Source organism: Asaia sp. As-1742 (assembly GCF_011753235.1).
GTDB classification, from domain to species: Bacteria; Pseudomonadota; Alphaproteobacteria; order Acetobacterales; family Acetobacteraceae; genus Asaia; species Asaia bogorensis_B.
The window spans coordinates 275,863-300,932 of the sequence record NZ_VWWA01000001.1; the positions used below are offsets into that span (position 1 = coordinate 275,863).

The 25,070-nt window shown below is 60.0% G+C and carries 20 protein-coding genes; 13 read left to right on the forward strand and 7 right to left on the reverse strand.

Annotation, left to right across the window (positions count from 1 at the left end):
• The first annotated feature begins 444 nt into the window (after positions 1-444).
• The 10 genes from tkt to F3J08_RS01175 all read left to right on the forward strand — a co-directional run bounded on the left by tkt (position 445) and on the right by F3J08_RS01175 (position 14,133).
• Positions 445-2,565, forward strand: a complete 2,121-nt coding sequence (tkt, locus tag F3J08_RS01130; RefSeq protein WP_122039835.1) for a transketolase — start codon at positions 445-447, stop codon at positions 2,563-2,565.
• A gap of 157 nt (positions 2,566-2,722) precedes the next feature.
• Entirely contained in the window at positions 2,723-5,590 is a 2,868-nt protein-coding gene (locus tag F3J08_RS01135; protein WP_166928102.1) for a bifunctional transaldolase/phosoglucose isomerase, read from the forward strand.
• A gap of 91 nt (positions 5,591-5,681) precedes the next feature.
• On the forward strand, positions 5,682-6,677 hold the full coding sequence (gene gnd / locus F3J08_RS01140; RefSeq protein WP_166928103.1) for a phosphogluconate dehydrogenase (NAD(+)-dependent, decarboxylating): 996 nt from the start codon (positions 5,682-5,684) through the stop codon (positions 6,675-6,677).
• Positions 6,678-6,810: 133 nt separating this feature from the next.
• Positions 6,811-8,358: a glucose-6-phosphate dehydrogenase gene (gene zwf, locus F3J08_RS01145; RefSeq protein WP_166928104.1), complete on the forward strand. Its 1,548-nt coding sequence runs from the start codon at positions 6,811-6,813 to the stop codon at positions 8,356-8,358.
• Positions 8,359-8,386: 28 nt separating this feature from the next.
• Positions 8,387-9,250, forward strand: coding sequence for a Cof-type HAD-IIB family hydrolase (locus tag F3J08_RS01150; protein ID WP_062164972.1), 864 nt, complete (start codon positions 8,387-8,389; stop codon positions 9,248-9,250).
• A 95-nt stretch (positions 9,251-9,345) separates the two neighbouring features.
• On the forward strand, positions 9,346-10,095 hold the full coding sequence (gene pgl / locus F3J08_RS01155; protein WP_166928105.1) for a 6-phosphogluconolactonase: 750 nt from the start codon (positions 9,346-9,348) through the stop codon (positions 10,093-10,095).
• A complete protein-coding gene (gene rpiA / locus F3J08_RS01160) occupies positions 10,088-10,807 on the forward strand; it encodes a ribose-5-phosphate isomerase RpiA (RefSeq protein ID WP_062164970.1) in 720 nt (239 codons plus the stop codon). The genes pgl and rpiA overlap by 8 nt, the downstream gene beginning before the upstream one ends.
• The gene (locus F3J08_RS01165; RefSeq protein ID WP_166928106.1) at positions 10,804-11,340 is read left to right on the forward strand and encodes a gluconokinase; all 537 of its coding nucleotides are present in this window, start codon (positions 10,804-10,806) and stop codon (positions 11,338-11,340) included. The genes rpiA and F3J08_RS01165 overlap by 4 nt, the downstream gene beginning before the upstream one ends.
• 400 nt (positions 11,341-11,740) lie before the next feature.
• A complete protein-coding gene (locus tag F3J08_RS01170; protein ID WP_166928107.1) occupies positions 11,741-12,511 on the forward strand; it encodes a DUF4349 domain-containing protein in 771 nt (256 codons plus the stop codon).
• A 152-nt stretch (positions 12,512-12,663) separates the two neighbouring features.
• The gene (locus F3J08_RS01175; RefSeq protein WP_240386549.1) at positions 12,664-14,133 is read left to right on the forward strand and encodes an MFS transporter; all 1,470 of its coding nucleotides are present in this window, start codon (positions 12,664-12,666) and stop codon (positions 14,131-14,133) included.
• A 116-nt stretch (positions 14,134-14,249) separates the two neighbouring features.
• Here the strand turns inward: F3J08_RS01175 and F3J08_RS01180 are convergent, their stop codons facing one another.
• From F3J08_RS01180 to cysS, 3 genes are read right to left on the reverse strand one after another with little or no spacing between them, the layout of a single operon-like run.
• Positions 14,250-14,666, reverse strand: a complete 417-nt coding sequence (locus F3J08_RS01180; RefSeq protein WP_240149054.1) for a VOC family protein — start codon at positions 14,664-14,666, stop codon at positions 14,250-14,252.
• Positions 14,641-15,420 (reverse strand): RNA methyltransferase, encoded by a 780-nt coding sequence (locus tag F3J08_RS01185; protein WP_171840683.1) that lies wholly within the window; start codon positions 15,418-15,420, stop codon positions 14,641-14,643. The genes F3J08_RS01180 and F3J08_RS01185 overlap by 26 nt, the downstream gene beginning before the upstream one ends.
• Positions 15,417-16,772, reverse strand: a complete 1,356-nt coding sequence (cysS, locus tag F3J08_RS01190) for a cysteine--tRNA ligase (protein WP_166928108.1) — start codon at positions 16,770-16,772, stop codon at positions 15,417-15,419. Before cysS ends, F3J08_RS01185 begins: the two co-directional genes overlap by 4 nt.
• A 96-nt stretch (positions 16,773-16,868) precedes the next feature.
• On the opposite strand from cysS, the gene F3J08_RS01195 reads away from it, so the two are divergent.
• The gene (locus tag F3J08_RS01195; RefSeq protein WP_166928109.1) at positions 16,869-18,296 is read left to right on the forward strand and encodes an MATE family efflux transporter; all 1,428 of its coding nucleotides are present in this window, start codon (positions 16,869-16,871) and stop codon (positions 18,294-18,296) included.
• A 44-nt stretch (positions 18,297-18,340) separates the two neighbouring features.
• On the opposite strand, the gene F3J08_RS01200 is transcribed toward F3J08_RS01195, so the two are convergent.
• Positions 18,341-18,811 (reverse strand): LysM peptidoglycan-binding domain-containing protein, encoded by a 471-nt coding sequence (locus tag F3J08_RS01200; RefSeq protein ID WP_023978554.1) that lies wholly within the window; start codon positions 18,809-18,811, stop codon positions 18,341-18,343.
• A gap of 387 nt (positions 18,812-19,198) precedes the next feature.
• On the opposite strand from F3J08_RS01200, the gene rpsD reads away from it, so the two are divergent.
• Together rpsD and F3J08_RS01210 are read left to right on the forward strand one after the other, a co-directional pair.
• Complete coding sequence (rpsD, locus tag F3J08_RS01205) at positions 19,199-19,816, forward strand: 30S ribosomal protein S4 (RefSeq protein WP_023978552.1); 618 nt, start codon at positions 19,199-19,201, stop codon at positions 19,814-19,816.
• Positions 19,817-19,923: 107 nt separating this feature from the next.
• The gene (locus F3J08_RS01210) at positions 19,924-21,486 is read left to right on the forward strand and encodes a peptide chain release factor 3 (protein WP_122039844.1); all 1,563 of its coding nucleotides are present in this window, start codon (positions 19,924-19,926) and stop codon (positions 21,484-21,486) included.
• 110 nt (positions 21,487-21,596) lie between these two features.
• Here F3J08_RS01210 and F3J08_RS01215 read toward each other — a convergent pair whose 3' ends face one another.
• From F3J08_RS01215 to aroB, 3 genes are all read right to left on the reverse strand, one after another.
• Positions 21,597-21,740, reverse strand: coding sequence for a hypothetical protein (locus tag F3J08_RS01215; protein WP_023978550.1), 144 nt, complete (start codon positions 21,738-21,740; stop codon positions 21,597-21,599).
• Between the two features lie 186 nt (positions 21,741-21,926).
• Positions 21,927-23,072 carry an OmpA family protein gene (locus F3J08_RS01220; RefSeq protein WP_122039845.1) on the reverse strand — a complete coding sequence of 382 codons (1,146 nt, stop codon included), beginning with the start codon at positions 23,070-23,072 and terminating at the stop codon, positions 21,927-21,929.
• Between the two features lie 311 nt (positions 23,073-23,383).
• Positions 23,384-25,066, reverse strand: coding sequence for a 3-dehydroquinate synthase (aroB, locus tag F3J08_RS01225; RefSeq protein WP_166928110.1), 1,683 nt, complete (start codon positions 25,064-25,066; stop codon positions 23,384-23,386).
• Between the last annotated feature and the right edge of the window lie 4 nt (positions 25,067-25,070).

Genomic DNA, 25,070 nt, shown 5'->3' on the forward strand with positions numbered 1-25,070 from the left:
CGATGAGGTTGCAGGGAGATCTGCGCTCGAACGCGTTATTCCTGGGCCCGGAATGCGTATGCGGGTCGAGCAAATTTTTGTGTAGTCGAGCAGTCGTGAAGGGTTTGGCTCTAGCACAATGTGGGCAATGGGCGTTTTATGCGCAACGCAATGTATTGCCTGGCCGGTAGGCTTCAGTCTGGTTTCAACGCTGTCGGGAATTTGAGGCAATATGTGCAGTCCAGCGGAACATCGCGCTGACCAGGGCGTATGGTCAGGGTGTTTGGAAACCGCCTCCCCACGGTGCGCCGTGCAAGGTGAGGGTGGTCGCTGACTCTGCATGGTCGCCGATACGAAAAGGATCCCCGATGGGGTTGTCTCGGACAGAAAACCGGTCTTGAACATTGGTGTCTGTCCGGCTGATGGTTTTCCATCGCAGAGAGTTAATTCGGAGGTCGATTTTTGATGCGTTCTTGTAGCAACCCGTCCGCGTTCGGCGCGGAAACCGGTGGAGCGGCCGGCGCCAGTGTCTCTGACATCGCGCAGCTGAGCATCAACACCATCCGCACCCTGTCGATGGATGGTGTGGAAAAGGCCGATTCAGGCCATCCGGGAACGGCCATGGCGCTGGCTCCTGTCATGTACACCCTCTGGCAGAACGACCTGAAATACGATCCGGCCGATCCGCTGTGGCCCGGCCGCGACCGGTTCGTGCTGTCCGTCGGTCATGCGTCGATGCTGCTGTATTCGACGATCTACCTGACCGGCATTCGCGATGTGGTGAAGGACAAGGTTCTCGACAGCCCGTCGCTGACCCTCGAAGATCTCAAGCAGTTTCGTCAGCTGAATTCCAAGACTCCTGGTCATCCGGAATTCCGCCACACCTCCGGCGTTGAGACCACCACCGGCCCGCTGGGTCAGGGCTGTGGCAACTCCGTCGGTATGGCAATGGCCGAGAAGTATCTCGCTGCCCATTACAACCGCCCCGGCTTCGATCTGTTCGACTACCACACCTATGTGTTCTGTGGTGACGGCGACATGATGGAAGGCGTTTCGTCCGAAGCGGCTTCGATGGCGGGGCACCTGGGTCTGGGCAACCTGATCTGGCTGTATGACTCCAACCAGATCTCGATCGAGGGTTCGACCGATCTCGCCTTCACGGAAAACGTGGCTGAGCGTTTCCGCGCCTATAAGTGGCACGTGGTGACGGTCAATGATGTCAATGACATCGCCGCTGTCAGCAAGGCCCTTGAGGAAGCCCGCTCGGTCAAGGATCGTCCGAGCCTCATTGTGATGCACACGGTGATCGGTTTCGGTGCGCCCAAGAAGGCCGGTACGGCCTCCGCCCATGGCGAGCCGCTTGGCGAAGAAGAAATCGCCGGTGCGAAGAAGGCCTATCACTGGCCCTGGACCGATGCTTTCCATGTGCCGGAAGGCGTTCTGGAGCACTTCCAGGAAGGCCTCGGCAAGCGCGGTGCCAAGGCTCGTGCGGAATGGCATGCGCTGTTCGATCGTTACACCAACGAATATCCGAAGGAAGCCGCCGAGCTGCGCGCCATCTTCGAGCGTCGTCTGCCGGAAGGCTGGGACAAGGATATTCCGGTTTGGGAAGCCGACGCGAAGGGTGTTGCCTCGCGCGCCAGCTCGGGCAAGCTGATCAACGCCGTCGCCAAGAACATCCCCTGGATGATCGGTGGTTCGGCTGACCTTTCGCCCTCGACCAAGACGAACCTGACCTTCGAAGGCGCTGGTTCGTTCCAGCCGCCGCAGTGGGGTGGTACTTATGGCGGCCGCAATGTCCATTTCGGCATTCGCGAACACGCCATGGGGTCGATCTGCAACGGTATGGCGCTGGCTGGCCTGCGCACCTATGGTTCGGGCTTCCTGATCTTCTCGGATTACATGAAGGCCCCGATCCGTCTGTCGGCTCTCATGGAGCTGCCGGTCATCTACATCTTCACCCATGACTCCATCGGTGTTGGTGAAGACGGTCCGACACATCAGCCGATCGAGCAGCTGGCCCAGCTGCGCGCCACACCCGGTATCATGACCATTCGTCCCGGCGACGCCAACGAAGTGTCTGAAGCCTGGCGCACCCTGATCCCGCAGACGCACAAGCCTGCCGTGCTCGTTCTGAGCCGTCAGAACCTGCCGACGCTGGATCGCAGCAAGTATGCTTCGGCTGCTGGTGTAGCGAAGGGCGCTTATGTCCTGGCAAGCTGTGAAGGCAAGCCGGATGTGATCCTGATGGCTTCGGGTTCGGAAGTCTCGCTGGTTGTTGACGCCTATGAGAAGCTCACGGCCGAAGGCATCAAGGCCCGCGTCGTTTCCTTCCCGTCCTTCGACCTCTTTGAGGAGCAGGATCAGGCCTATAAGGACAGCGTGCTGCCACCAGACGTCAAGGGACGTGTGGCTGTTGAACAGGCTGCCGCTTTCGGGTGGGATCGTTACACCGGCATCGGCGGTTCGATCATCGCGATGAACAGCTTCGGCGCCTCGGCACCGCTCAAGAGCCTTCTCACCAAGTTCGGCTTCACGCCGGAGAAGGTTTACGACGCGGCCCGCGAGCAGGCTGCCCGCAAGTAAGACGACTACCGGGGCCTGACCGCTTCCTCGGCGGTCGGGCCTTTCGGGGCCCTAGCGTGCTTTGGCCCCCTCAATTTGAGGTCAGGGTCGGAAGGCCGACCTGAGCTGAGACGGGTGTCCACAGGGAGCCCGTCAGGTGGACAGACAGGAGTACGTCATGGACGTCGAACAGAAGCAGGGTGCCGCCACGAGCGGGAACCCGCTGCGTGACCTTTCCAAATTTGGCCAGTCACCCTGGCTGGACTTCATCCAGAGATCCTACACTGCCGATGGCAGCCTGCAGAAGCTGGTGGACGAAGACGGCCTGCGTGGCGTCACTTCCAACCCGGCCATCTTCGAGAAGGCCATGGGGTATGGCACGGATTACGACGCCCAGATCAAGGATCTGCTGGCCGAGGAAATCCTCTCCCCCGGTGAGCTCTACGAGAAACTCGCCATCACCGACATCAAGGCAACTGCCAAGGTCATGCACCCGGTATTCGTGCAGACCAAGGGCCTTGATGGTTATGTGAGCCTTGAGGTTTCGCCTTATCTCGCTTTCGACACCAAGGCCACGGCTGACGAAGCCCGCCGCCTGTGGGCTGCCGTGAGCGAAGAAAACCTGATGATCAAGATTCCGGGCACGCCTGAGGGTGTTCCGGCATTCCAGGAAGTCACCTCGGAAGGCATCAGCGTCAACGTCACGCTTCTTTTCTCGCTCGAAGCCTACAAGAACGTTCTCGAAGCCTACATCAAGGGCCTTGAGATCCGTCATGCAGCGGGCAAGGATATCAGCAAGATCGCCAGCGTGGCGTCGTTCTTCGTGTCGCGCATCGACGGCAAGATCGATGGTGCCATCGACCGTCGCGTGAAGGAAGGCGACAAGGATGCCGAGGCGCTGAAGGCTCTGCGTGGCAAGGTTGCCATTGCGAACGCCAAGGTTGCCTATCAGCATTATCTCGAAGTGACCGCTTCCGAGCGCTGGAAGAAGCTGGCTGCTGCTGGCGCCCAGCCGCAGCGTCTGCTCTGGGCTTCCACGGGCACCAAGGACAAGACCTTCTCGGACGTTCTTTATGTTGAAGAGCTGATCGGTGAGGACACGGTCAACACCATCCCGCCCGCAACCTTCGATGCCTTCCGTGATCATGGCAAGCTGCGTGCCAGCCTGACCGAAAACGTGGAGGATGCCTTCAAGGTGCTCGAGCAGCAGGCCAAGCTCGGCCTCGACCTCGATGGCGTCACTAAGACCCTTGTAACAGAAGGCTGCGCTTCGTTCTGCGACGCTTTCGACCAGCTGCTTGGGGCGGTAGCAAACAAGCAGGCCACGTTTCTCGGGTCCAAACTGATCGAGCAGAAGGCCGAGCTTCCGGCCGATCTGAAAGCCGCCTCTGATGCGGTTCTCGAAGACTGGCGCAAGACTGGCAAGGGCCGCAAGCTCTGGGCCAAGGACGCCTCTGTCTGGACTGGCGGTGACGAAGCCAGCTGGCTGAAATGGCTCGATATCGTCGATGAGCGTCTGGCTCATGTCGCCGAGCTCGAAGCCTTCGCCAGCGAAGTCAAGGCCAAGGGCTTTAGTGATGTGCTGCTGCTCGGCATGGGCGGTTCGAGCCTCGGTCCGGAAGTGATTTCGGAAACCTTCGGCCAGATCGCAGGCTTCCCCAAGCTGCACGTGCTTGACAGCACGGACCCGCAGCAGGTGAAGACGTATGAGAACGCCGTTGACCTGAAGAATACGCTTTTCATCGTCTCGTCCAAGTCGGGCGGCACGCTGGAGCCGAACATTCTGAAGGCCTACTTCTTCGCCGCTGCCGAAAAGGCGCTCGGCTCGGCCCCCGGCAAGCATTTCGTTGCCGTGACCGATCCTGGCTCGCATATGGAGCAGGTGGCCAAGGGCGATGGCTTCTGGAAGATCTTCTACGGTGAGAAGCAGATTGGTGGCCGGTTCTCCGTGCTGTCCAATTTCGGTCTCGTCCCCGCAGCCGCTGCCGGTCTGAACGTTCGCGCATTCCTCGAATCGGCTCTGCGTTCCGTCAAGGGCGCTTCGGCCAGCACCCCGCCGGCGCAGAACACGGCGCTTCAGCTCGGTGCCATCCTTGGTGCGGCCGCAACGAAGTTTGGTCGTGACAAGGTGACGATTATCGCTTCGCCTGCGATCTATGACCTTGGCGCGTGGCTTGAGCAGCTTCTGGCTGAATCGACCGGCAAAAAGGGCACTGGCCTGATCCCGATTGATGACGAGACCCTCGGTGCGCCGGACGTTTACGGCAAGGATCGCGTCTTCGCCTATCTGCGCCTGACGGATGCGCCTTGCCCGAACCAGGAAAAGGCCATTGCCGCTCTCGTTGCCGCTGGTGAGCCGGTTGTGACGATCGACCTGGCTGACAAGCTCGATATCGCCCAGGCATTCTTCCATTGGGAATATGCCACGGCTGTTGCAGGCTCGGTGCTGGCAATCGATCCGTTCGACCAGCCGGATGTCGAGTTCAGCAAGATCGAGACCAAGAAGCTCACGACCGCTTTCAACGAGACGGGCAAGCTTCCGGCCGAGACGCCGTTTGCAACCTCGGGTGCGTTCGAGTTCTTCGCTGACGACACCAATGCCAAGGCATTGGGCGGTGGCGACGCGCTGGCAATCCTGAAGGCGCATTTCGGTCGCGTGAAGGCTGGCGACTACGTGGGTGTTCTCGCCTATGTGGAGCGTGATCTGAAGACGCGCGAGTGGATCCAGAACGTTCGCCTCAACCTGCGTGACCAGCTCAGGGTCGCAACGGCAGCCGAATTCGGCCCGCGCTTCCTGCATTCGACCGGCCAGGCCTATAAGGGCGGCCCTGATAGCGGCGTGTTCCTTCAGATCACGGCAGATGATCATGCCGATCTCGCTGTGCCGGGTGAACGCTTCACGTTCAGTGTGGTGAAGGCAGCTCAGGCGCGCGGCGATTTCGACGTGCTGTCCGAGCGTGGCCGTCGCGCCCTGCGAGTGCATATCAAGGGACCGCTTGAAGCTGGCCTCGCCGAACTGGCGACGGTCATCAAGAAAGCCGTCTGAGACTGACGCAATCCGCCCCGCTCCGACGGGGCGGATTGTTTTTTGACGTGGTAGTTAGAGGGCACAGGAAAACTGTGCAGGAGTTTTAGAGATGCAAATCGGTATTGTTGGCCTTGGCCGTATGGGCGGCAACATTGCAGTGCGCCTGACCCGTCATGGTCATGACGTCGTGCTGTTCGACCGCACGCCTGAAGTTGTGACCAAGACGTTCGACCGTGCCGAAAAGGGCCGTGCGATCGCCGCGAACTCGGTGGCCGATCTGGTCAGCAAGCTTTCGGCAGAGCGCAAGATCGTCTGGGTCATGCTGCCGGCCGGTGAGATCACCGAAGCCTGCGTGCAGGAACTGCGCGGCCTGCTCGGCAAGGACGACATCGTGATCGATGGTGGCAACAGCTACTACAAGGACGATGTCCGTCGCGCTCATGAGCTGATGGAGAAGGGCATTCACTACATCGACGTCGGCACGTCGGGCGGTGTCTGGGGCCTCGATCGCGGCTATTGCATGATGTACGGCGGCACCAAGGATTCGGCTGATCATATCGACCCGATCCTGAAGGCTCTGGCACCGGGCAAGGGTGACGTTGTGCGCACCATCGGTCGTGACCGTGAGGGCCTCGAACCGCGTGCCGAGGAAGGCTATCTGCATTGCGGCCCGGCCGGCTCGGGTCACTTCGTCAAGATGGTCCATAACGGCATCGAATACGGCATGATGCAGGCTTTCGCTGAAGGCTTCGACGTCATGAAGTCGAAGAACTCGCCGGTCCTGCAGGAAGACCAGCGCTTCGACCTGAACATGGCCGATATTGCTGAAGTCTGGCGTCGCGGCAGCGTCGTGTCGTCCTGGCTGCTCGACCTGACGGCCGATGCACTTGCCAAGAACGAATCCCTCTCCGAGTTCTCGGGCGAAGTGGCCGATTCCGGTGAAGGTCGCTGGACGATCGAAGCGGCCATCGAGGAATCGGTGCCGGTGCCGGTCATGACGGCATCGCTCTTCACGCGCTTCCGCTCGCGTTCGGGCAACAACTACGCAGAGAAGATCCTCTCTGCCATGCGCTTTGGTTTCGGCGGCCACGTCGAGAAGAAGTGACATGACGGGCCGGGACCTTCTCTGGTCCCGGCCCTTTTTTTTTCTCTAAGCTGTCTGCCTGAATGCCAGCGGGAGTCCGAATGCTCCCGCTCGCACTCCGGCTTTCCGATTATCGACTAAAAAGGTTTGGCATATGGTCGACGTTTCCGCTTCAGCACATGCGGCATTGTCCAACAACGAGACAACGCGTGGGGTTCGACAGGCGCCTCCCGGGTCCATGGTCATTTTCGGCGGTGGTGGCGATCTGACCAAACGTCTTCTCGTCCCTGCTATCTATAATCTGGACTCCGCCGGTCTTCTCAGTGAGGATTTCTCGATCATCGTGGTCGACTGGGCCGAGATGACGACTGGGGGGCTGCTCGAGCAACTCAAGGGCGCGCTGGATGACTTCGTCAGCAAGCGTGGGACCAACGCCACGACGCTGCGTCAGGATGTGTGGGATCGCCTTTCGCAAAGCATCACCTATCTGCGTGGCTCCTTTGAGGAGCTCTCGACCTTTGAGGCGCTCAAGGAACGTCTCGGTGAGCGTTCTGCCGTGTTCTACCTCGCAGTTGCTGCAAGGTTCTTTGGTCCGATCGTCGATCTTCTGGGTGAGTCAGGGCTGGCCGAGCAGACCGATACAATCTCCCGCCGCGTGATCATCGAAAAGCCTTTCGGTGCGGATCTGGAGTCAGCCAAGGCGCTGAATGCCCGTCTGCTGCGCTCGCTGGACGAAAACCAGATCTATCGTATCGATCATTATCTCGGCAAGGAAACGGTCCAGAACATTCTTGCCCTTCGCTTCTCTAACGGCTTTTTCGAGCCGCTCTGGAACCGTCAGAACATCGATCACGTGCAGATCACGGCAGCGGAAACCGTTGGTGTCGAGCGCCGCGGTCGCTTCTACGAAAGCACGGGTGCCATTCGTGACATGGTGCCGAACCATCTGATGCAGCTTCTCTCCATGGTCGCCATGGAAGCCCCGACCTCCTTCGATGCCGAGGCCGTGCGTGACGAGAAGGCCAAGGTGCTGAGTGCCATCCAGCCCATCGACCTCTCTCAGGTCGTGCGCGGTCAGTATGTCAGCGGTTCTTTCGGCGTGGGTGATGAGGCTGAGGCGCTTCGCGGTTATCGCGAGGAGCCCGATGTCGCGATGGGCAGCCAGACAGAAACCTATGTGGCGATGAAGCTGCGCATCGATAACTGGCGCTGGGCTGGCGTGCCGTTCTATCTGCGCACAGGCAAGCGTCTGCGTCGTCGCAAGACCGAGATTGCCATTCACTTCAAGCAGGCACCCTTTGCGCTGTTCCGCGATACGCCGGTGGACAAGCTCACCCCCAATATCATGGTGCTGCATATCCAGCCGACCGAAGGCGTGACCATGCAGTTTTCGGCCAAGGTGCCGGGTCCTTCGGTCCGCCTCGGCGGTGTGCGCATGAAGTTCGACTATTCCGACTGGTTCAGCGAGGGGCCGAGCACCGGCTATGAGACGCTGATTTATGACTGCATGATCGGTGACCAGACGCTCTATCAGCGCGCCGATACCATCGAAGAAGGCTGGCGCATTGTGGAACCTGCCTTCACGCAGAACATCGCTGACAAGTCCCCGCTCTGCTTCTATCCGGGCGGACTGGACGGCCCGCGTGAAGCCGATGAGCTACTCGCGCGTTCTGGTCGTCGCTGGCTTGATCTGAACAACTAAGATCGTTGGAAAAACGACAGGAGACCATATGACAATCGAACTGGATGCCATTCACGATGCTCTCCCGCCCGAGGCATCCAGAATTCGGCTTGTCGTCTCCGATATCGACGGCACGCTGATCGGCCCTGACAAATCCCTGGCACCGTCGACACTCGCGGCCGCGCAGGATCTGGCTAAGGCCGGGATTGCCCTGTGTCTGGTCAGCTCCCGTTCGGCAGAGGGTATTTTGCGCTACCATCGCGAATTGGCGCTCCAGACGCCTTTCGGAGCACTTAATGGTGGTCTGATTGTCAGCCCGGATGACGAGATTCTCTCTCACCTCGTCCTGCCCGAAAGCTGCGTGGTCTCGGCCTGCGATACCCTGTCGGTTCACAAAATCGACACCTGGCTGTTTCGTGACCATGACTGGCTGATCCGCGATCCGGGCGCCTATTACGTGGCCCATGAACGCAAATCGGTCGGTATCGAGCCCGTTGTCGTTCCTGACTTCCGACCCTACATGGCCGGTGTCGGCAAGATCATGGCGGCCAGCAGCAATTTTGCGCTTCTGCAGCGTATGGAAATCGAGATCGGGGCCATGCTCAAAGGGCAGGCCAGTGTGCACCGGTCGTCGGATTATTACCTCGATATCACGCACAAGGATGCCAATAAGGGCTTCGCTGCTCGTGCTCTGGCAGAGCGGCTTGGCATACCCATGAGTGAGGTTGCCTGCATTGGGGACATGTCCAATGATGTCCCGATGCTCAGCATTGCCGGGCTCGGCATCGCAATGGGAAATGCCAGTGAGGAAGTCAGCGCTCATGCCCATGTGACGACAGGGCGAAACGACGCAGATGGCTGGGCGCAAGCCATGCGTGACTACGTTCTCCCCCGTGCACCGGGCGCGGCCTGAGGCGCGGGCCTGAAAGTGGAATCGTCGTGCGGCATAGCGGCGCGACGGCGCTGCGCAAGGCCCCCCTGGAAGCCCTAGAAGAAGGAATGAGATAGATGAGTGGACATGATGTGACCTCGGCCCGGCTCGTGGTTCTGGAAGATGGCGAGGCCGTAGCCCGCAAGATGGCGCAGTGGCTTCTCGATCAGGCGCTTGCAAAGAAAGACGGCCCGTTCGTTGTCGCGCTCTCGGGTGGCTCGACCCCCAAGCGCCTGTTCAAGATCATGGCTGAGCCGGCTTATGCCGCCCAGTTTCCGTGGCGTCGTACCCAGATCTTCTTTGGTGATGACAGGCATGTGCCCTTCACCCATGAAGACAGCAATTTCCGCATGACGAGCGAAATCCTGATCGATCAGGTCGACCTGCCGCCCGAGAACGTTCATCCCATCCCGGCCGATGGCACACCCGAGCATGATGCGGCTCTTTATCAGGCCGCCTTGGTGGATGTTTATGGCAGCCATCACCTCATCCCGGGGCGCCCGCTTTTCGACGTGGTCATGCTGGGCATGGGCCCCGACGGTCACACGGCATCGCTTTTTCCGCGTCAGCCTATCCTGCAGGAGCGCGGGAAATGGGTGGCGGCCTGCACACCTGACAACGCACCGCATGACCGCGTGTCACTGACCTACACAGCCATCCATTCCAGCCGTGCTGTCGTGTTCCTGATCGAAGGGGCAGGCAAAGCCGAGATGCTTGCACGTGTGAGGGCGGGTGACGCCTCGTTGCCGTCATCGCATATCACGTCGGAAGGTGAGGTCGTGTTCCTTACGGACAAGGCAGCTGCCGGAGATCTGGCAAATGGCTGATCTCAGCGCACAGGATGCCGCAGCACGTGTCGCCGAGCTGAAACGCGAGGCTGCGACTCACGCCATTGCCTATATCGAAGATGGCATGGCCGTTGGTCTTGGCACGGGCAGCACCGCAAAGTTCATGATCGACGCGCTCGGAGAGCGCGTCCGTCGTGAAGGGCTCAAGATACGCGCAATTCCGACCTCAGAGGCCAGCGCGGCCCAGGCCCAGAGCCTGAACATCCCCATCACCAATTTTGCCGATGATCCGTATCTCGATGTCGCCATTGACGGCGCCGATGAGGTCCAGACCGGCTCGCTATTCCTCATCAAGGGGCGCGGCGGCGCGTTGCTGCGTGAGAAGATCGTGGCGGTCTCGGCGCGCAAGTTCATCGTGATCGTTGATGAGAGCAAGATTGTGACGGATCTCGGCACTCATATGCCTGTGCCCGTCGAAATTATCCCCTGGGGCTGGGAGCGTGTCGAGAACCTGCTGCGTCAGACGGGTGCCAAGAGCTGCATACCGCGTCGTAATGAGGACGGGTCGCTCTACATGACCGACAACCACAACATCATCATCGATTGCGATTACGAGCGCATCGAAAACCCGCGTGGCCTGGCTGACCGCATCATCTCGATCACGGGTGTGGTTGATCATGGGCTGTTTCTGGACATCACGACCGAAGTGCTGGTGGCGGGCGTGTCCGGTCTGCAGAGGCTCAAGGCATGAGCGCTGCGCATAACCCTGCCGCCGATCGTGCGGCGCCCGGGCTTTTTGTCGTCATGGGGGTGTCGGGCTGCGGCAAGACAACCGTGGCACAGGGGCTTGCCGATCATTTTGGATGGCCGTTTCAGGAGGGGGATGATCTCCACCCGCCGGCCAATGTCGCCAAGATGCATAGCGGCATCCCACTGGACGACTCAGACCGCGCACCGTGGCTCAAGATCTGCCACGAATGGCTTCGTGATCATGCGGCAACCGGGGGTGTTCTGACCTGCTCGGCACTCAAGCGCAAGTATCGCGACACCCTGCGTAGCGGTTTGGATGTCACCTTCGTCTATCTCGAGACCAGCGAGCGCACGATTGCCGAGCGCCTGAAGCATCGCATCGGCCATTTCATGCCGCCATCGCTGCTGCCAAGCCAGCTTGCCACGCTGGAGCCGCCAGGCCCGGATGAGAATGTGGTGACTGTGGATAGTGCAGGTACGCCCGAGATCGTCATGGCAAAGCTGATCGCTTCGTTAAAATCCAAGGCCGGCTAGGCGTTTCGTCAACATCAGGATCGATTCACGCGCAGTCTGTGGATCGATCCAAAAGGCCTGTCATCAGATTCTATCCAAGCTCGTGAACAGCTTATGCACAGGCTGATCCGCAGAGTTGTTCCTTGAATCTGGGGATAACTTCTGTCCTCTCAGGCATCATAAAGTAATGAACCGGCCTGATGCGGAATTCCGCCCTATTTCCCGCCCAGCCTGACATGAGGCCACGTTGCTGGTGGCGATTTGCCCAAATCCGGGCAGAGAGATGGCAGGTGATATGAGTTCTTCCAAACGAGCCCTACGGTTACTTTCCTTATCCGGCGTCTTTCTGACCCTCGCGCTTCTGCCTGGTTGCAAGCACCGTCACACCACGCAACGCGAAGAGGGTCCTCCTCCACCGATCATGGCCGTCGTAGCCCCCGCACCGGCAATGAGCCCGCGCTTCTTCAAACATGGTGTCAGTCAACGGGCCGGGCAGGCGTTCATGGCCTACGAGCACCGGCTGGACCTTACTGTCCCCGATCATCTTGTCGGTGCTCATCTGGATGCAGCGCGCTCGGCCTGCACAGCGGCGGTGTCGTGCGAACTTGTATCGTCGAATGAGAATACGGAGGAACTGGGGCAGGGCGTATCGCAACATTCTGCCCGCATCGCCGTGCGATTGCCCCATGATCGTGTCGAGGCCTTTATCAAAGCCGTGTCATCGCCCCTGCCGGGCGAGGAAAGCCGTAATATCGTCACGCGTGCAGCGACAACGAGCGAGACCGATCTGCAAAATGACGTTATTGATGTGGATCGGCGTCTGGCGCAGATGACGGCCTACCGCGACAGGCTGGAAGCCCTCGAGGCCCAGAGTGCCGGCCGTACCGACGACCTGATCAAGGTCGCCAAGGAACTCTCTGAAGTACAATCCTCGCTTGAAGATGCACAGAAGGAGAAGAACGGCCTCTCCCGCCGCATTGATACCGAGAGGGTCGATGTCAGCTTCGAGGGTGCGAGGGCAACGTCCACACCTGTCCGACAGAGATGGAACGAGAGCACTCAGATTTTCATGGAGACACTGGGCGACGTCTGGTTTTTCCTGATTCAGGCCGTGGTCTGGGCTCCTCTGGTCCTTGTAGCCCTCCTGCTGGTTCGTCGTGCGATCCGCAAAGGCTGGTTCAGACGCGACTAGGGATCTGCGTTCGCTGGCTCAGCTTAAAGTGAGCCGGCGAACCCTTGCAGCTGCGATGCGTCAGAACCGATATCAAAGATTAAAAATTCTGTAATCGGTGAGGGGTTCGCTCTGTGCATTCATTTTCCGACCAATCGCATCGGGCAGACAGCGTGAAAGACCATGGCAGGCCCATCGAGACGGATATTCCGGCCCGACTGGACAGGTTGCCCTGGTCGCGTTTCCACATGCTCATCGTCGTGGCCCTTGGCATTACCTGGATTCTGGATGGGCTGGAGGTCACCATCATTGGCTCGCTGGCCCCATCGCTCGAACGCGGCGATACGCTCGGTCTGAGCGCCGATGGGATTGGTTTTGCCTCGTCGTCCTATGTCGCAGGTGCTGTGCTGGGGGCGTTGCTGTTTGGCTGGATGACGGACCAGCTCGGTCGAAAGCAGATCTTCTTTCTCACTCTGGCCCTTTATGTCGTGGGCGTTGGCGCATCGGCTTTCTCCTGGAACCTGGGCAGCTTTGCCGTTGCCCGTTTCCTGACGGGTATGGGTATTGGGGGGGAATATTCCGCCATCAATTCTGCCATCGACGAGCTCGTGCCAGCCCGGCTGCGGGGGCGAGTGGATGTCATGGTCAACGGCACCTTCTGGGCTGGGGCGGCTTTTGGCGCACTAGGCTCGGTCTGGCTGCTGAATACCGCGCTTATCCCTGTATGGCTGGCTTGGCGCGTGGCCTTTGCCCTCGGCGCCCTGCTTGGTGTGGCTGTGCTGCTGTTGCGCACCTTCGTGCCGGAAAGCCCGCGCTGGCTTATCACTCACAGACGTGTGGAGGAGGCCAATGCCATCGTCAGCCACGTTGAATCGCATTGTGCCGAACCGCAGGGCGGATGGGCAAGCAAGTTGCCCACGGTACTTATCTATCCGGCCGGGGTTTTCAGCCCGATGGAGATGATCCGCATCATGGTGCAGCGCTATCGCGGACGGTCGCTCTATGTGCTGGTCCTGATGATATCGCAGGCGTTTCTCTACAACGCCGTTTTCTTCACCTACGGCATGGTTCTCACCCAGTATCACGGCGTCTCAGCGCGCGAAGTTGGCTGGTACATTCTGCCGCTCGCAATCGGCAATCTGATCGGCCCCCTTGTTCTGGCACGCTGGTTCGATACCTGGGGGCGGCGCCGCATGATTGGCCTGAGCTACGCCATATCAGGCACCCTGATGGTTATCGTTGCCTGGGCCATGGGGGCTGATCTGCTGACAGCCACGACCCAGACGCTCTCATGGTGCGCGATTTTCTTCTTTGCCTCGGCGGCAGCATCATCAGCCTATCTCACCGCAAGCGAACTGTTTCCGCTCGAAATGCGGGCATTTGCCATCGCCGTCTTCTACGCTGTGGGCACCCTGTTCGGGGGTGTAGCGGCACCTGTCATCTTCGGCCATCTGATTGGCACAGGCCGGCTTTCGCTGCTGGTCGTCGGGTATCTCGTGGCTGCCGCTCTGATGCTGGTGGCCAGTGTTGTCGCCTGGATCTGGGGTGTCGATGCCGAAAACCGTTCGCTTGAGGAGGTGGCCCCGCCGCTTTCTGCCCTCTATGCGGCTCGTGAGCAGGAGGCGATGCGCTCTGGCGCATGAACAGTTTGCTCCTGCTCCAGACGGCGTATCACGGGCGTAGCCCCCAGATCAGGGAGGGGATAGTGTCGTGCGGCAGCCGCTACTCTCGGCCTTTTCTCGGACTAACGGTTCTGCGGTCAGCTCTGATAGAGCTCCAGCGGCAGGCCATCAGGGTCGGTAAAGAAGGTATAGAGCTTGCCTGTATACGGGTCAGTACGGATCGGCTCGCAGGCTACGCCATGACCCGTCAGATGATCGACGGCGTCCTGCATGTCGCTCACGGAAAAGGCGAGATGACGCAGCCCGGCAGCCTCCGGCTGGGTCGGTCGTGAAGGTGGGGTTGGAAACGAGAAAAGCTCGATCTGGGTATCGCCAATGGCGATGTCGCATTTCCATGACTGCCGCTGCGCACGCCAGACCTCACGGATAATTTCCAGCCCCAGCACCTCTGTATAGAAGCTGCGCGATTTCTGATAATCCGAGGCAATGATCGCGATATGATGGACGCCGTTGAACATCGTCTGACGCCTATTGCTGTCGGGCTTTGCGGCCATTGGAGAGTTCTGTCACGACGCCATGCATGGTGCGGAGTTCCTGTTCGGTCACTTCCCCACGCTGGAACAGATGACGCAGATTGCGCACCATACCAGGACGTTTTTGCTCATTGCGCAGGAAACCGCACTCATCGAGATCGCGCGTAAGATGGCCGAGGAAGTTTTCCAGCTCACCCTTGGTCGCTACATGGGTTTCGTTTGTCATCAACGTGCGCGGCGGCGTGGTCTCGCAAGCCATCCACCACTCATAGGCCATGATCAGCACCGCCTGAGCGAGATTGAGTGACATGAAATCGGGGTTAAGCGGATAGCGTATCAGGATGTCGGCGCGCGCCATGTCCTCATTATCGAGCCCTGCGCGCTCGGGACCGAAAAGCAGCCCTGCCTTGAGCCCCCGATCGGCAATTGCACGCAGTTCCGATGCGGCACCACGGGCCGTCATGACGGTCTTGACGATATGGCGCGGGCGCGGGCAGGTCGCCATGACGTGGTGGAGATCGGCAACAGCCTCATCCACGGTGTCAAAAACCTGCGCCTCGTCCAGAATCCGGTCGGCACCGGAAGAGGCGTACCAGGCGCGCTCCTGCGGCCAGCCATCACGCGGCGCGACGATACGCAGATGGAAGAGACCGCCATTGGCCATGGCACGGGCCGTCGTTCCGATATTTTCGGCAAGCTGCGGACGCACCAGAATCACGACCGGGCTGAAGGCCCCGATCGGTCCGATATCGGCGCCACCATCACGACCCGTCATGCGCGCCTCCATTTCGTTCCCTGTGCGGTATCTTCAAGAATAATCCCCTGCGCGGCCAGATCGGCCCTGATGGAGTCTGCCAGGGCGAAATCACGTGCTTTCTTGGCTTCGGCGCGCTGGACGATCAGGGCATCAATAGCTCCGTCATCCGATCCGGCACGGAACCAGTCATCGGCCGACTGGCCAAGCAGGCCGATCATGGCGCCAGAAGCCTTGAGCGAAGCGGCTGCCTGTGCATCGCCAGCGAGGGCAGCATCGGCCAGCGGGTGCAGGCAGGAGAGGGCGAGAGGTGTGTTCATGTCATCGCAAAGGGCGGACATGAAATCCGCATCGACTGCGCCGGGTGCGACAGACGGGTGTTTCTCAAGGGCGCGATAGAAGCGATCGAGCGTCCGCTTCGCGTCCTCAAGTTTTTCCCAGGTGAAATCGAGCACGGAACGGTAATGGGCACCAAGCATAAGCAGGCGCAGCGCCTCGGCCGGGGCACGGGTCAGCACCTCGCGAATGGTGAAGAAATTGCCCAGAGACTTGGACATTTTTTCCCCATTGGAGAGCAGCATGGCATTATGCAGCCAGTATCGCGCAAAGCTGCTGCCCGGATTGCAGCAGAGAGACTGGGCCCGTTCGTTCTCATGATGTGGGAAAAGCAGATCGTCGCCCCCGCCATGAATGTCGAAACTCTCACCCAGATAACGATGGGACATGGCCGAACATTCGATATGCCAGCCGGGGCGGCCGCGGCCATACGGACTGTCCCATCCGGGCTGTTCCGGCGCGGAGGGCTTCCACAGGACGAAATCACCGGGGTGACGCTTGTAGGGCGCGATCTCTACCCGTGCACCAGCCAGAAGATCGTCCGGGCTACGTCCGGACAGGGTGCCATAACTCGCGCAGCGATCGACTGCGAAGAGAACATGGCCTTCTGCTTCGTAGGCGTGGCCGCTTGCGATTAGCTGGGCAATCATCGCCAGCATGTCGTCGATATGGTGCGTGGCGCGGGGCTCGATGTCAGGTGGCTGGATGCCCAGCGCCGCGACATCTTCATGAAAGGCGATGGTCGTGCGGGCCGTCAGGCTCGCGATATCCTCACCATTATCCCGCGCCCTGGCGGTGATCTTGTCATCCACATCCGTAATGTTGCGGACAAAGGTCACACGCGGGAACAGCGCACGCAGCAGGCGGACCAGAATGTCGGCGCTGAGCATGGCACGCAGATTGCCGATATGCACGGCGTCATAAACCGTGGGTCCACAGTAATAAACGCGCACATTTTCAGGGTCCAGGGGCGTGAAAACCTGTTTCCGCCGCGTCTGGCTGTCATGAAGGGACAGGGTATAGGGTGGGGTGGCCATGGAGTTGAGTAGATGCGTCAGCCCCGCGCCCCATGCAACTCTAATTTACGGCTTTTGGTGCTGGTTTTCTTTCGGCACTGCTATAATCAGGGCTGCATGACAGAAATTCGCTCTTCCGCAACGGCCCCGCGCTGGGGTGAACACCTGCGTGCGCTTATCAGAATTGCCGCGCCGCTGAGTTTTTCGCAGTTGAGCGAAATGGCCATGAATGTCACCGATACGGTGCTGCTTGGCGGTCTGGGTGCCACGGCGCTGGCGGTGGGTGGCATGACCACCAACCTCTTCTTCTGCACGTTCATCACGTTTCAGGCGGCGCTGGGTGGGGCCAGCATCCTCATCGCGCGGGCACGCGGCCGTGCCTTCGCGTCGCAGGAGCGTCTGGAAGATCTTTCTGGCATCGTGACATCAGGCGTCTTGCTCGCTCTGCTGCTCTGTCTACCAGTGCTGGCCATTCTGCTGCCCGCAGGGTCTCTGCTCGGTTTCTTCAACGAGCCCGCCCTGATCGTTTCACAGGGCAGCCGCTTCATGCATCTGCTGCTATGGGCGCTCCTGCCCAATCTGGTCATCATTGGGCTGCTGCGCATTATCCTGCCTGCTTTTGGCAGTGAACGTCTGCTGCTCTGGACCATGCCGGGTATGGCGGTCATGAACGGCTTTCTCAATGCCGGTCTGATCCATGCGCGCTTTGGTCTGCCGCGTATGGGGCTGTGGGGTTCGGCCTGCGCGACCATCGTGACGGGCTGGTCGGTTGCCATCCTGCTGGTAATCCTCGCCCGGCGTCAGTCCTTACTCAGGCCGCATCTTCGGCTGACGCGCCCCGATCCTCGCGCCATGATGGAAATGCTGCGTCTGGGGCTGCCCATGATGGGCGCGACGGGCGCAGAATTGCTGGCATTCCAGATGACAGGGCTTCACGCTGGCGCGTTGGGGGCTGTCTCGTCGGCGGCACATCAGATAGCGCTCAGCGTGACCAGTACCGCATTCATGATCAGTCTGGCGCTCTCTCAGGCGGTGAATATCCGGGTTGCGTACTGGCTGGGTGCTGGTGCTCCTGCGGCGGCCCTGCGCGCCACGCTCGGGGCGGTCATGCTGGTGGTTTTGTGGACATGCTTTACCGCTACGATCCTGCTCGTCTTCCCGGAATATATTGCCGGGTTCTATGTCGATCCGCATGGTCAGGATGCGGCACAGGTCATTCCGCTGGCTGTGACGCTTCTTAAAATTGCGGGGATCTTCCAGATTCTCGATGGCGTGCAATGCGTCTGTTCTGGTGCCCTGCGTGGTTGCCATGACACGTTCATGCCAATGGTTCTGATGGTGGTGACCTATATCCCCGTATCCATCCTCGGAGGCGACTGGCTGGCGTTCAAGGCAGGTTACGGGGCTTCGGGGCTCTGGATTGGCTTGGCTACCGGGCTCGGTATCTTGTCGGTCCTGTTGTCGATAAGACTGGTGGTTACGCTACGGCGCAAACTGCGAGAGGGGCAGGGAACGCTGCCCCCTGCCTGTGCGGAGCCAGCCTGAGCAGGCCCCGCTTATTGCTCAGTAATCGGTGGGCTTTGGCGAGATCAGGCCTCCGGGATACGGATCGTCTGGCCGGGATAGACGCCGTCATGATGGGCCAGCTCGGCTTCGTTAGCCTTGTGCAAATCCTCTGCCGTGACATCCGCATCCGTCTTTTCGGCAATGGCATGCAGCGTCTCCCCAGGTGAGACCTGATGAAATACCGGAGCAGGGGTGCCCTCTGGCACTGTGATATCGGCATGCACCGTGTCGATGCCGGCAATATTGCCGGCGGCGAGGATCATGGCATCGCGTTCGGCCGCGCTTTCAGCCTTGCCCTTCAGGGCGATGGTGCTGTCGCGCACCGTGATGTGCGAGACGGAAAGCTGCGACATGCCATATTGCTTGAAAGCGCGTTTGATGAGGCTCTCATGCGGAGCCTTGGGTGCGGGGGCACCGGCCGGGTTGATGGCCGCAACCTTTGCTTGCTCGTCAAGCTTGCGCCCGGCAGCACGATTGAACTTGAAAATGGCCATGGTGGTCCTCCCTCGGATAACTTGTGATTATTATGCCATGAGACATGGCGTGCATCCATGCAGACGCAGCCGACCTTGGGTTGTTCCGTCGATCCGAAATTTGTGAGCCACGCGGGCTTGCGTTGACAGATGCGATCGGATGAAAGGCCCACCCTGCCGCCGCAGATACGGGCAAATTTGATTGACACCGCAGAGGGGGTCCTGTAGGAGCCGCCGCTATTGCCGGGAACGTGGACATGCCGGCCGTTGTCAGATCGGGTTCTGCATCCCGTGACAGCGGTTCGAGGGATGCGCCCGTCTTTCCTAATTCGGGGGAAGGCCTACCGGCGCAACATGCGGTTGTCGCGCAGCGTCAGGACAACCCGAAGTCGAAGCGAGTTCTTGCACATGAGCAAGCGCCAAGAGAGCAAGTATAAAATCAATCGCCGTCTGGGCGTAAACCTGTGGGGCCGTGCCAAGTCGCCGGTCAATAAGCGGGAATACGGCCCCGGTCAGCATGGCCAGCGCCGCAAGCAGAAGCCCTCCGACTTCTCGATCCAGCTGATGGCCAAGCAGAAGCTCAAGGGCTACTACGGCAACATCAGCGAGAAGCAGTTCCGCAAGTACTATGACGAAGCCGTCCGTCGTAAGGGCGATACGTCAGAGAACCTGATCGACCTGCTGGAGCGTCGCCTGGATGCGGTGATCTACCGCCTCAAGTTCGCGATCACCCCGTTCGCTGCCCGTCAGTTCGTCAGCCACGGCCACGTGACGGTCAATGGCCGCAAGGTGAACATTCCTTCCTACCTCGTCCGTGACGGCGACGTCATTGAAGTGCGTGAGAAGTCCAAGCAGCTTGCTGTCGTTCTCGATGCCGCCCAGTCCGCCGAGCGTGACGTGCCGGAATACATCGAGGTCGATCATCGCCAGATGAAGGGCAAGTTCGTTCGCAGCCCGCGTCTGTCCGATGTGCCGTACCCCGTGCAGATGGAACCGAACCTCGTGGTCGAGTTCTACTCGCGCTAAAAGACCCGTTTCTTCCGGGTGTTTCTGGCCAATGCCGGATCGGGTTCACCCCCGGTCCGGCATTTGTCGTTTCTGGTATTTGCCGTTTTACCGAAGGTTAGTTTTCGATGTCCGAAGCCGCGTCCGCCTCCGTTTCTGCCACGGGCCTTGCCAGCGAGATCCGGCGACGCCGGACCTTCGCCATCATTTCGCATCCTGACGCCGGTAAGACGACCCTGACAGAGCGTATCCTGCGTGCGGGTGGCGCCATCCAGCTTGCAGGCAATGTACGCGCGAAGGGTGAGCGCCGCCGTACCAAGTCCGACTGGATGGGTATCGAGCGTGACCGCGGCATTTCGGTTGTGACTTCGGTCATGACTTTTGAATATGGCGGCTGCGTGTTCAATCTGCTCGACACGCCGGGCCATGAAGACTTCTCCGAGGACACCTACCGTACGCTGACAGCTGTCGATTGCGCCGTCATGGTGATCGACGCAGCCAAGGGTATTGAGGACCGTACGCGCAAGCTGTTCGAGATCTGCCGCCTGCGCGATATTCCTATCGTGACGTTCATCAACAAGATGGACCGCGAGGCGCAGGACTGCTTCGGGCTACTGGATGAAATTGCGTCGACCCTTGCGCTGGATACCTCGCCTGCCACATGGCCGATTGGGCGTGCCGGACATTTTGCCGGGACCTATGACATGCGCACGCGTGAGATACGCGGTGAGGCTGCGACGCTCCCGCAATCCGATGCGCGTATGGTTGCGCTTTCCGAAGAGCTCGAACTCGCCGAGGCTGCGCTGCCCTTGTTCGACCGTGAGTCTTTCGACGCCGGGCATTTGACGCCTGTGTTTTTCGGAAGCGCCATGAAGGAAATTGGCGTGACCGATCTACTCGATGCCCTGGTGGCTTATGGTCCCGAGCCGCGTGCCCAGCCCAGTGAGACGCGTGAGGTCAAGGCCGACGAGGAGCAGGTGACGGCGCTGATCTTCAAGATCCAGGCCAATATGGACCCCAACCATCGCGACCGTATGGCTTTCGCCCGTATCTGCTCGGGACGACTTACGCGTGGCATGCGTCTGAAGCACGTCCGCACAGGCAAGCAGTTTGCGCTGCACACGCCGCAGTTTTTCTTTGCGCGTGATCGTCAGCTTGCGGAGGAGGCCTTTGCGGGTGACGTTGTGGGACTGCCCAATCACGGCACATTGCGCATTGGCGATACGCTTAGCGAGAGTGAAGAGCTTCGCTTTACGGGCGTGCCGCATTTCGCGCCCGAAATCCTGCGCCGTGTGCGCCTTGATGACGCGATGAAAGCCAAGAAGCTGCGTCAGGCGCTTGTTGAGCTGGCAGAGGAGGGGGTTGTGCAGCTGTTTCGCCCGCAGGATGGGCTGCCACCCATCGTGGGCGTCGTCGGCACACTTCAGCTCGACGTGTTGCAGTCGCGTTTGCAGGGCGAATATGGCGTCGCTATCGGGTTTGAATCGACCCCCTATACGATCGCTCGCTGGGTGACAGGCGAACGCACCAAGATCGAGGCCTATTCAATGGCAAACCGCTCAGCCATGGCAGACGATCTCGATGGCGATCCTGTTTTCCTCGCGAGCTCCAACTTCATGATGCGCCGTATGGTCGAGATGAACCCCGATCTGGCGTTTCACGATATCAAGCAGATTGGTCTGAGCAACTGATCAGCTGAGTGCCTTGCGGGATGCTATCTGAGTAAAACTCGGGATGACATTGTCTGGAATAAAAAAGCCCCGGGAGACCGGGGCTTTTTTGCGCCGTAGGAACATGTCGTTCACAGGGTCAGCAAAGCGATCGCCCCAAGAGCGAAAAGCCCACCCACGAGAGCGCCGAGCATGAGGAAGACATTCTCGCCCTCATGATGAAGCGGCGTAATGCCGGTGCGGTCCGAACGATCGATATGATAAGTCTGAGCCATGGCCAACCTCCCCGGAGGGGCAAAGCGTGAACTGCTTATCCTCCGAATACATTACTTATATGTAATACTTTGGTCGGTGAGACAAGGGGAGATTGCAAAGAAAAAGGCCCCCGGCACGAATACCGGAGGCCTTTATTCTTGAACCGATCAAGAGGCCTCCGGGGAGGCCTCTTTCTCAGGCCGAAATCAGCGCAGGATGATTTCGACGCGACGGTTCTGCGGCTCACGGGTGTTCGGACCCGTCGGGACCAGCGGGTGCTGTTCGCCGTAGCCGTGGATGTCGATCGCAGCGGCAGGAACGCCGTCACGGATCAGCTCAGCCTTGACCGACTGTGCGCGACGGACCGAGAGGCCCATATTGTACTTCTGGCCGCGTGCACCGGGGTGAGCAGCAGAGTTGTCGGTGTAGCCGTTGACTTCGATGCGCGTCGTCTGGACGTGCGTGGAAGCCTGAGCTGCCTGGGCGACGATCTCACGAGCGCGGCCAGTCAGGTTCGACTTGTCCCAATCGAAGAACACCAGATAGGTGCGGGCAGGCTGCACGACCGGGGGAGCAACCACGGCAACCGGCGGCGGCGGCGGGGGAGCCGTGTCGAATGCATAGCGCAGGCCCAGGATGAACTGGTGGTTGAAGCGCTGATCGAAGTTCACATTGCCCTTGTGGAGGCCCGAACCATTGCGGTTCCAGCTCGTCGAGCGATATGCGCCATCCGTGAAGGTCTGGCCGATCATACGGTATTCGGTCGTGAGCGCGAGGCCCGGGACGCCCGGAATGTCGTATGCTGCACCGACGATGCCCTGGTAGGCAAAGCCACCCTGCGTGCCACCAACGCGGTTCACAGCGCCGTTGCTGTAAGCCGTGGTGATCGGGTTGTAATGCTGCCACAGGTAGCCAGCACCGACACCGACGAACGGCGTGACGGGCACGTTGATGCCGAACTGAGCCAGATCGATGTCATACAGCACGTTGACGAAACCGCCATACGACTGGTCAGAACCGCTCGTCGAGCCGGGGACGGCCGTCGGCGTGCGGTGGTTGATCTGGGAGTAGTTGTAGACGCCTTCAACTTCAGCGCGCAGGCCGTTGCCGAAGCCCCAACCGAACGAACCGAAGCCCGTGAAGCCGTCCTTGTGACGGAAGCGCGAGCTGCTTGCGTTGTTGCTGGTCGTGCCATCAGCCTGTGTGGTCGGCGAGAAGCGGCCGTGCTGCTGCTGAACCAGGTTGTAGCCACCGCCGATATTGACATACGGGCCGGTGATGGTGCTCGCCATGGCGATCGTCGGGGCGGCTGCCATCGACGTCATGGCCAGAAGTGCCGTGCGGAGACGCATTAGTTTCGTCCTCATAAATTCATCCATTCAAGCCTGCCGTTTTCCCTCCGGAGAGGCGAAGCAACAACAGGCTCAGCGCGATGCATAAGTGCGTATAGAGCCGTCAGTTCCGGTTCAGGAAGTGAGTTCCATGGGTATTTGACGATTAGACGAAATAGCCGTGTCCAAACTGCAACACTCCATTCCGCCCGATTAACAATTTCTTATGCAGCGAGCCGTTCTAGCGGGTTTGTTCATGAATCGCGGCATCAAGGGATCGTGAGGAGAATGGCTGTCCTGTAAGGAAAAAATACCGCTCACCTGATTTGTCGTTACGCTACGCAACCTTCCTGGACCAAAACGTCACGCACCGTGTCCATTTCAACATCACGCGTTGTAAATGCCTGGCCGATCCCGCGAATCAGCACAAAGGAAAGGCGTCCATTAAGCATTTTCTTGTCGCGAGCCATCGAGGCAATCAGTTCGCTGGCGCTGAGCGTCTCATCGAACCAGTCGAGACCAGCGGGCATGCCAAGGCCACGCAGATGGGTGTCGATGCGTTCCATGTCAGCACGTGGGCACAGGCCCAGAGCCACTGAGAGAGCTGCGGCCAGATGGAGCCCGATCGATACGGCCTCCCCATGCAACAGTCGTCCGTCATAGCGGAAATGGGCCTCTAGGGCGTGGCCGAAGGAGTGTCCAAGGTTAAGCAGGGCCCTCCCATCCTGTGCGGCCGTTTCCTTTTCATCGTCCATCACGACTTTCGCCTTGAAGGCGCAGGCACGTTGCACGGCCTCGCCGAGGGCTGCCGGGTCGCCGTCGAGAAGATCGGCGCCATGGGCTTCGCACCAGGCAAAAAGGGCGGGGTCGGCAATAATGCCTGCCTTGACGATCTCGGCATAACCCGCGACGCGCTCACGGCGTGACAGCGTCGCCAGTGCCGAACTGTCTGCCAGAACGATGCGAGGCTGGTAGAAGGCGCCGACAAGATTTTTGCCGGCGCGGGCATTGAGGCCCGTCTTGCCCCCTACCGAGCTGTCGACCTGAGAGAGCAGTGTTGTCGGGATCTGCACGAAGGGAACGCCACGCAGAACGCTGGACGCCACAAAGCCGGAAAGATCGCCCACCACGCCACCACCAAGGCCGATGACCGTTGTATGGCGTTCCATCCCATGGTCCAGAATGTCGTTGATCAGCGCTGCATAACGGGTGAGTGATTTCGACTCCTCACCCACCGGAACCACGAAAGGTGTGGCCTCGATACCGGTCTCGCTCAGTGCACCAAGCAGACGCGGGAGGTGCAGTTTCGCCACGGTTTCATCGGTGATCACCACCGCACGCTTTTGGGGCAGGACAGGCGCCAGATAGGCCCCGGCACGGCTGATCAGGTCAGACCCGATCAGAACCTCGTAATGATGCGACTCAAGCGTTACGGGTACCCGAAGCGGGTGGGCATAGGAATCGAGCGCCTCAATAATGCGCTGAGCACCATGATCGATGCTGTCATCTCCACAATCCACGACGATATCTGCCTCTGCATAAATGGGGTGGCGCTGCGCCTGAAGCGCGGCAAGCGTTGATTCGACATTGCCCTTGTCGAGCAGGGGGCGACCTGTGCGGCCCGAAACACGACGCACCAGCACGGGCAGGGGGCAACGCAGCCAGACGGAACGGGCGTGAGCCTTCACCAGACGGCGCGTCTGCGCGTCTATGAAGGCGCCGCCCCCTGTTGCAAGCACCTTGGCAGGCCCCTGCAGCAGGCGCTGGATCACCCGTCTCTCACCATCACGAAATGCCGGCTCGCCATGCCGGGCAAAGATCTCCGAAATGGTGCAGCCCGCAGCACGCTCAATCTCAAGATCGGCATCCACGAACTCCAGACCGAGTCGAGCCGCCAGACGGCGGCCGATCGTCGTCTTTCCGGCGCCCATCAGGCCGACGAGAACAATGATCGGGTCAGCAGTGTTCGGGGCAGGGAAGTCCGATCCGGTTGCGGGATCAGGCAGGTCGGGCATCGGT

Coding starts and splice junctions, on each gene's coding strand:
- tkt (WP_122039835.1), top strand. CDS start 445: ATGCGTTCTTGTAGCAACCCGTCCGCGTTCGGCGCGGAAACCGGTGGA.
- F3J08_RS01135 (WP_166928102.1), top strand. CDS start 2,723: ATGGACGTCGAACAGAAGCAGGGTGCCGCCACGAGCGGGAACCCGCTG.
- gnd (WP_166928103.1), top strand. CDS start 5,682: ATGCAAATCGGTATTGTTGGCCTTGGCCGTATGGGCGGCAACATTGCA.
- zwf (WP_166928104.1), top strand. CDS start 6,811: ATGGTCGACGTTTCCGCTTCAGCACATGCGGCATTGTCCAACAACGAG.
- F3J08_RS01150 (WP_062164972.1), top strand. CDS start 8,387: ATGACAATCGAACTGGATGCCATTCACGATGCTCTCCCGCCCGAGGCA.
- pgl (WP_166928105.1), top strand. CDS start 9,346: ATGAGTGGACATGATGTGACCTCGGCCCGGCTCGTGGTTCTGGAAGAT.
- rpiA (WP_062164970.1), top strand. CDS start 10,088: ATGGCTGATCTCAGCGCACAGGATGCCGCAGCACGTGTCGCCGAGCTG.
- F3J08_RS01165 (WP_166928106.1), top strand. CDS start 10,804: ATGAGCGCTGCGCATAACCCTGCCGCCGATCGTGCGGCGCCCGGGCTT.
- F3J08_RS01170 (WP_166928107.1), top strand. CDS start 11,741: ATGGCCGTCGTAGCCCCCGCACCGGCAATGAGCCCGCGCTTCTTCAAA.
- F3J08_RS01180 (WP_240149054.1), bottom strand. CDS start 14,666: ATGGCCGCAAAGCCCGACAGCAATAGGCGTCAGACGATGTTCAACGGC.
- F3J08_RS01185 (WP_171840683.1), bottom strand. CDS start 15,420: ATGACGGGTCGTGATGGTGGCGCCGATATCGGACCGATCGGGGCCTTC.
- cysS (WP_166928108.1), bottom strand. CDS start 16,772: ATGGCCACCCCACCCTATACCCTGTCCCTTCATGACAGCCAGACGCGG.
- F3J08_RS01195 (WP_166928109.1), top strand. CDS start 16,869: ATGACAGAAATTCGCTCTTCCGCAACGGCCCCGCGCTGGGGTGAACAC.
- F3J08_RS01200 (WP_023978554.1), bottom strand. CDS start 18,811: ATGGCCATTTTCAAGTTCAATCGTGCTGCCGGGCGCAAGCTTGACGAG.
- rpsD (WP_023978552.1), top strand. CDS start 19,199: ATGAGCAAGCGCCAAGAGAGCAAGTATAAAATCAATCGCCGTCTGGGC.
- F3J08_RS01210 (WP_122039844.1), top strand. CDS start 19,924: ATGTCCGAAGCCGCGTCCGCCTCCGTTTCTGCCACGGGCCTTGCCAGC.
- F3J08_RS01215 (WP_023978550.1), bottom strand. CDS start 21,740: ATGGCTCAGACTTATCATATCGATCGTTCGGACCGCACCGGCATTACG.
- F3J08_RS01220 (WP_122039845.1), bottom strand. CDS start 23,072: ATGCGTCTCCGCACGGCACTTCTGGCCATGACGTCGATGGCAGCCGCC.
- aroB (WP_166928110.1), bottom strand. CDS start 25,066: ATGCCCGACCTGCCTGATCCCGCAACCGGATCGGACTTCCCTGCCCCG.